This window comes from Gemmatimonas sp., assembly GCF_046594945.1.
Classification (GTDB): Bacteria; Gemmatimonadota; Gemmatimonadetes; order Gemmatimonadales; family Gemmatimonadaceae; genus Gemmatimonas.
Genome location: NZ_JBKJRB010000006.1, coordinates 44847 through 52002 on the forward strand (window position 1 = coordinate 44847; position 7156 = coordinate 52002).

6 protein-coding genes are annotated in these 7156 nt (G+C 63.1%); 2 read left to right on the forward strand and 4 right to left on the reverse strand.

Going from position 1 to position 7156, the window contains the following annotated elements; genetic code table 11:
* Positions 1-147: 147 nt before the first annotated feature.
* On the reverse strand, positions 148-2121 hold the full coding sequence (locus tag ACLL97_RS00755) for a M1 family metallopeptidase (protein WP_411278562.1): 1974 nt from the start codon (positions 2119-2121) through the stop codon (positions 148-150).
* A 78-nt stretch (positions 2122-2199) separates the two neighbouring features.
* Between ACLL97_RS00755 and argJ the strand changes: the two genes are divergently transcribed.
* Entirely contained in the window at positions 2200-3378 is a 1179-nt protein-coding gene (argJ, locus tag ACLL97_RS00760; protein WP_411278563.1) for a bifunctional glutamate N-acetyltransferase/amino-acid acetyltransferase ArgJ, read from the forward strand.
* A 119-nt stretch (positions 3379-3497) separates the two neighbouring features.
* The gene (locus ACLL97_RS00765) at positions 3498-3773 is read left to right on the forward strand and encodes a hypothetical protein (protein WP_411278564.1); all 276 of its coding nucleotides are present in this window, start codon (positions 3498-3500) and stop codon (positions 3771-3773) included.
* Between the two features lie 84 nt (positions 3774-3857).
* On the opposite strand, the gene ACLL97_RS00770 is transcribed toward ACLL97_RS00765, so the two are convergent.
* The 3 genes from ACLL97_RS00770 to ACLL97_RS00780 form a co-directional block, all read right to left on the reverse strand.
* Complete coding sequence (locus tag ACLL97_RS00770; RefSeq protein WP_411278565.1) at positions 3858-5423, reverse strand: amidase family protein; 1566 nt, start codon at positions 5421-5423, stop codon at positions 3858-3860.
* A 242-nt stretch (positions 5424-5665) separates the two neighbouring features.
* Positions 5666-6721 (reverse strand): LLM class flavin-dependent oxidoreductase, encoded by a 1056-nt coding sequence (locus ACLL97_RS00775; RefSeq protein ID WP_411278566.1) that lies wholly within the window; start codon positions 6719-6721, stop codon positions 5666-5668.
* On the reverse strand, positions 6721-7156 hold a 436-nt coding region (locus tag ACLL97_RS00780; RefSeq protein ID WP_411278567.1), incomplete at its 5' end, for a RimK family alpha-L-glutamate ligase. The genes ACLL97_RS00775 and ACLL97_RS00780, both read right to left, overlap by 1 nt.

Below are 7156 nucleotides of genomic sequence, written 5' to 3' on the forward strand. Positions count from 1 at the left end.
GCATTCCTGATTCTGCACCCACGTCGACCCAATAATGCCGTCCCTAAATTATCACGTTACAGCCCTTGTATAGACGAACTGGTCCCGCCTTTTGTACGATTTAGCACATGGAAGTTAAAGCGATCTTAATGTGCACGCTCGATTTCATCACGGCGTTAAGTGCTTCGACCCCCAGCCGTTGTTCTTTCGATCGACGTCAAGCAGGCGCAGTTCCGGATCCAGCTCGATCTGCACGAGCTGCTTGTTTACGAACGCGTAGTCGCGCGCGTACTGTCGCGAGTTGGTGCTCCAGACCTCGGCGGGGTAGACGTACTCCTGCGTGGTGCCATCACTGAAAGTGAAACGCGCACGCACGGGTAGCACGCCTCGCTCGCGATTGCCGTACAACACACTGACGAAGGTGGTGTCGCCCTTCCTGCGCGTCACGACGCTGTCGACACTCTGATCGAAGCGTGCGTTCTCCACGAACCACTGACGCCAGAACCAATCGAGACGACGACCGCCCACGTCTTCCATCGTTCGAAAAAAGTCAGCTGGCGTCGGATGTTTGTACGCCCACCGGGCAATGTAGGTGCGGAACGCATCGTCGAAGGCCTGCGGCCCGAGGATCTCCTCTCGCAACAGCTGCAGACCCACACTGGGCTTCACGTACGCTGCTTCACCAAGCAGTGCCGGACTGATACGATCGGGATTGATGTCCACCGGCTCGTCGACGCCCCGAATCATGTACTGCTCCACCATGCGCCGTTCTTCCGCCGCGCGAGCGAGCTGGTCGCCACGCTCAGGATAGCGCCGCCCTTCAGAGAAGGTGTTGATGAAGGTGTTGAAGCCTTCGTCCTGCCACATGTATGACCGCTCGTTGCTGCCGACGATCATCGGAAACCACATGTGTCCGATTTCGTGCGTTACGACGTTGTATAGGTCGTAGATATCGTTGCTGATGTTTTCCATCGCGATCATTGGATACTCCATGCCGCTGATCGGTCCTTCCACTGCCGAAATGTGCGGCCACGGATACTGGAACCATCGCTCCGAATACTCGATGATCGACAGGCGCGACTGATCGGCCGCGTCGTGCCAATTCACCGCCGCTGAGGGGCGATAGTAGGCGTAGGCCATGATCCCCTTCCAGCTCGATGCATCCCACTGAAATTCGGGTGACGCCGCCCAGACGGCGTCTCGCACGTTCTTCGCGTTGAAGCGCCACGTCATCATGCCGCTGGTGCGCGCACGGGCGGTCCCCTTCGCGAGTTCGTCAGCGGTGATCAGGCGGACCACGGTGTCCGACGTGGCGGCAATGGCGTGACGCGCGATCTGCGTGGGCGTGAGCACATCGCGCGGATTCTGCAGCGCGCCGGTGGCAGCGACGATGTACCCAGCCGGTACGGTGATCGCCAGCGCGTAGTCGCCGTAGTCGAGATAGAACTCGCCTTGCCCGAGGTACGGCTCGATATTCCATCCGCGGACATCGTCGTACACAGCCGCGCGAGGGAACCACTGCGCAATTTCGTACAGCGCGCCGTCCCGACCCATGCGATCGGCGCCATGCTCCGGCACGGGGAACGTCCACGCCATGTCGAGCACGGCGGTGCGTCCCGGCGCCAGCGGTTCCGCGAAATCGACTTTCATCATCGTTTCGTTCAGCCGACGGGTGAGTGGCCGCCGCTTGGGCGCCACGCCCTTCGCCGACGCGACCAGCTGGTCGAGCCGCGAAAACGTGTAGCCACCTTCAAAGCCGCGCGCGCCGAAGCGTGACTCCTCGGGGAAAATGTACGAATTGAGCGACTGGCTACGGAAGGCGTTCTGCTCGACCTGCAGCCACATGAAGCGGAGCGTATCGGGCGAGCGATTCGTGTACCGAAGGGTGAGCTCGCCTTTGACGGTCTTGCCGGCGGTGTCGAGCGTGGCGGCCAGCGTATAGTCGGCGCGATTCTGCCAGTACTTCGGGCCGGGTGCGCCGCCGCCGCCGCGATATTCGTTGGGCGTCGGCAGTACGAGCGGTGCGAACACCGACGTATCGGACACGGCGCGCGGACGTGCGGCTGACGCGGCCTGCGCAGCGGCCACATACGGCACGAGCGCGAGAACGAGGGCGAAGAAAGGAACCGGGTGAGTGGACATGCGGACGCGGAGCGAAGGGAAAGGGCGGGTCCCGAGGTGCCAGCTTCGTCGTACCCGCGAATGATAGTAGCTTTCGGCATGTCTTCCGCTCCCTCTTTTCATGCGACGCCGGTGTTTCCGCGCGGCTTTCGCTGCGCCAGCCGGAATGTCGGTCTCAAGCCGTCGGCTCGCGATCTGACGTTGTTCGTCAGCGAGGTCGACGCCGCGGCGGCGGCCGTGTTCACCCGCAATCACTTCCCCGGCGCACCGATTGTTCTCGGTCGCGAGACGATCAAGGGGGGCGTGTTGCGCGCCATCATCGCCAACAGCAAGGTGAGCAATGTCGCGACGGGACCACGTGGGGTAGAGCACGCGCGACGGATGGCCATGGCGGCGGCGGCGGAATTGGGTACCTCGCCGGATCGAGTCCTGGTGAGTTCAACCGGCGTGATCGGGGTGCCGCTGCCGATCGAGAAGATCGAGTCGGGCGTGGTCGGGATGACGGCCGACCTGCAGGACGATCCGCTGGTCGGTGCCGAAGGCATCATGACCACCGACACGCATCCGAAGGCGCTATCGGTGTCGGTCGGCCGCGCGACGATCACCTGGGTGGCGAAGGGGTCGGGCATGATCGAGCCGCACATGGCCACGATGCTCTCGTACATCTTCACCGACGCCGCGTTCGACCCGTCGGCGCTGGATCGCATGCTGCGGGCGGCGGTAGCGCCGACGTTCAACATGCTCTCGGTGGATACCGACACAAGCACGTCGGATACCTGCGCGATTCTGGCCAACGGGTTGGCCGGCGCCGTTGACGAAGCGGCTTTTCTGTTAGTGCTCACGGCGGGCTGCCGACGGATGACGGAGACACTCGCGCGTGATGGCGAGGGCGCCGAGCATCTGGTGCGCGTGACGGTGCGCGGGGCATTGAACGGAGCGGAAGCGCACGTCGTCGCGAAGTCGATCGTGAATTCGCCACTTGTGAAGACGATGGTCCACGGTGCAGATCCAAATGTTGGTCGACTGCTGATGGCGGTCGGCAAGTGCTTCGACTGCACGATCCGCCCCGAGACCACCGATGCCTGGATCAACGGCTTTCAGGTGGTGGGACATGGTGAGCGACTGGCCTTCGACGACGCCGTGGTACGCGAGACGCTGTCGCGCGAGGTGGTCGACCTGTCGGTGTCGCTCGGTGTCGGCCATGGTGAAGCGGTGGCCTACGGCTGCGATCTGACCAAGGGCTACGTCGACGAGAATGCGTCGTACTACAGCAGCTGAAAGAAGAATCGAAACAACAACAGCAACGGCAACAGCTGGAACACGGAGGAGACGGATTACACGGCAAAGCACTGATTAAGATGAACAGCGCGGCCGTTTCGCGTATCCGTGTGGTTTCGGTGAATTCCGTAGCCTTGGTGTTCCAACTGTTGCCGTTTTTTGATTTGGCAGAACGGCTTGCTGATCGAAACGTGGTGGCCGAGCGCTGCCATCTCACCAAGGACGATGCCGACGACAACGCGTCGTGCTACAACGGCAACCGCAACGGCAACGGCAACGGCAACGGCAACGGCAACGGCAACGGCAACGGCAACCGCAACGGCAACGGCAACGGCAACGGCAACGGCCGGAACATGGAGGCCACGGATTTCACGGAGCGTGCACGGATACGGTGAAACAGCGCGGTGGTTTCGCTTATCCGTGTGGTTTCGGTGAATTCCGTGGCCTTGGTGTTCTAGCTGTTTGCTTTTGGTTGTTGCTCAGCGGGATGGCAGCACGGGCGCGCGGCGGTGCTTGGTGGTCTGCTCGTAGTCGTACACGAGCTGAATGAGCCGTCCTTCGCTCCACGGGCGCCCAAGGAAACTCACGCCGGCCGGGAGTCGATTGTCGCGCGTGTAGCCCATCGGCACGGTGATCGCCGGGAACCCGGTGCTCGGCGAGAAGAGCTGGCTGTTGTCGCCGTGCGGCGTGTTCAGGTCGCCGATCAGGCGCGGCGGGTTGCTCCACGTGGGATAGATCGCGGCGTCGATCTTGAGCGAGTCCATCATCTGCGTCACAGCCTCGCGCAGCGCAGACCGCACCCGCTCGCGGCTCTGACAGCCGGCGCTGGACTCCGGCATTTCGGCAACCTGCGAGGCGTCGCGCAGGCGCTGCTCGACCGTGGGATGGTACTTCCGGCTGCGGAGGATTTCGTCGATTGTCTTGATCGGCGCGTTCGATGCACGCGCGGCGAAATAGCGTTCGAGATCGGCTTTGAATCGATTGCAGCCGCCCTGTTGCCGGCGCTGAATGGCGTCTAACGAGTCGACGCGCGCCTCGACGATAATGGCGCCTTGGGCCCGCATATCGGCCACCGCGCGTTCGAAGACGCGCTGCACCTCGGCATCGAGCGTGGGACGCTCATAGGCTTGTCGCAAGATGCCGATGCGCGTGCCTTTGAGCGCGCCACGTACGAGGAAACTGGCGTACGACGCGCTGCGCTTGGCGTCGGCTGGGGCGGTCACGGCATCGTCGGGGTCGCTCCCCACGACGACATCGAAAACCGCGACGGCGTCGGCCACCGTGCGTGCCATTGGACCGGCGACATCGGCCGACGCGTTGAGCGGGATCACGCCGGCTCGCGACGTGAGCCCCATCGTGGAGCGAATGCCGACCAGCGCCTGGTGCGCCGACGGGCCTCGAATGGAGTTGCCAGTATCGGTCCCCAGTCCGACGACGCCGAAGCTGACCGCCACGGCAGCGGCAGTACCACCGCTGGAGCCGGCGGTCACGCGATCGAGCGCATACGGATTGTGCGTATAGCCGGGCAGGATCGAACTCACGGTTTCGTACGGCGTGAACGCCCACTCGGCGAGATTCGATTTCGCCAGCACGATGGCTCCGGCGTGCTTGATCTGCCGCACCATCGTGGCATCCTGCAACGGCTGCCATCCCTCGAGCGCTAGCGATCCAGCGGTCGTTTGCATTCCGATCGTCTCGAAATTGTCCTTCACGATCATCGGAATGCAGTGCAGCGGCCCAGTCTGGCCACCGGTCGCGTATCGCCGGTCGAGCGAGTCGGCCAGATGCAGGGCCTGTGGATTTACAAGGATGATCGCGTTGATCGCCGGCCCCCGCTTGTCGAGCGCGTCAATGCGATCGAGATACGCCTTGGTGAGGGCGCGACAGGTGAGCGTTTTCGCTTTGAACGCCGCGTGAATCTGGACGATAGTCGCTTCTTCGATACGAAACGGGCGACGAGCCGTTTGTGCGGCGGCGGTCATGGCCGTGGTGATCGAGACGACGGCGGCGAGCAGTGAGGCGACGAGCGAATAGGGTCTGGTCATGCCTCCAAAGTACTCTTTTCGAGGCGAGGCGACAGGTGGGAGGGATTACCGTCGAATTCGACAGGAACAACCAACAACCTACAGCAACTGCAACAGCTGGAACACGAAGTCCACGGATCGCACAGCACTTGCACGGATAAGAAGAAAAGCGCCGTTTTGCTTATCCGTGTTGCTTCCGTGTAATCCGTGGCCTCCGTGTTCCGGCTGTTGCTGTTGCTGTTGCTGTTCTTGCTGCTCCAGATCTACGCTGCGAGCACGCTTCGCGGACGCACCAGCGGAATCACTTGCTCGGCGAAGCGCTCCATCTCTTCCAGCTGCGGGCTGCACTGCAGCAGCAACAACCCCACACCCGCCGTCTCGAATGCACGGACTCGATCGGCGACCTGCTCCGGTGTGCCAACGAGGCCCGCGCGGAGTCCGCGGTTGGACACCGAGTAATCCTGCAGCGACAGATGCTGATCGAGCTGCGTATTGGCAATCCAGTCTTGATAGTTGCTGAAGCCCGGCGAGCCAGGCTGCACGTTGGTAATGCGCTCCAGCTCCCGCTTCGCTTCGGCCTCAGTGTCGCGTACGATCGCGTACGCGGCCATGCCGTACTGCATCGGCGACAGTCCGGCCGCTTCACGTCGGCGCTGCATGTCCTGCACCTTGGGCGCCACGCGATCGGGCGGATCGCCGTGCATGACGTACGCGTCGCAGGCGCGCGTGATCAGCGACTTCGCCGCGTCGGACTCGCCGCCGGCGTACAGCACTGGATGAGGACGCCCGCGACTACCGAGAGGTTTCGGCTGCACGATGAGCTCATCGACCTGGTAGTACTTGCCGTGGTAGCTCAATGACGACTGCGACCAGGCGCCGTGCAGCACGTCGAGCCACTCGGCCGTGCGGGCGTAGCGGTCGTCATGCTGGTCGAACTGACTGCCATAGCGTCGCGCTTCGTCCTTCCACCAGCTCGACACCACGTTCAGCGAAAGACGGCCATTGCTGATGCGATCGATGTTCGCCGCCTGTTTCGCGAGTGTGGCCGGATGATGATACGTGGGACGCACGGCCACCATAAGCTCGAGGCGCGTGGTGACGGCCGCCAGCGCGGCGGCCGTGGACCACGCATCGAGCGCGGGCGCGTCGATGCCCTTGATGTCGTTGAGAAATAGCTCTGCGATGAGCGTGAGATCGTAGCCGATCTCCTCACTACGCCGCGCGAGTCGCTGCACGTACGGCCAGCTCGCTTCCATGCCCTCGTCGGGCACGTTGCGCAGCCAGCCACCGAATACCGGAAGCCAGTAGCCGAAACGCATCAGACCTCCACCGTGGCCAGCACGCCGGCGCGCTCCGCCAGATAGTCGACGAGCCGCTCGAATGGATCGAAGCCAACCACGTTGATGGCATCCGCAACGAAGTTGGATAGCGCGTTCACGTCGTAGAAGTAGTGCTGCCCGTCGCGGTCGTCCACGAGATACTCGATACCGCCCACATCGATCTTCGCCGCCTGCGCGATGCGCTCGACCTCGGCGATGATATGCGCCGGCGGATCGGCGCGCTCCACCCGCATCCCCGACTTCGGCGCATCAATCGCGCAGGCGCCGCGCACGAGCTCCACGCCGTTCGTGGTCTGACAGGCATCGGCCGGGCACAGATCGAACGAGCCGACGGCGGGATACACATTGATGGCGTAGAGATACTTGCCGCCGAGTGTTTCGACGCGCGTGATATGGCCATCGCGCAGCGGTGCC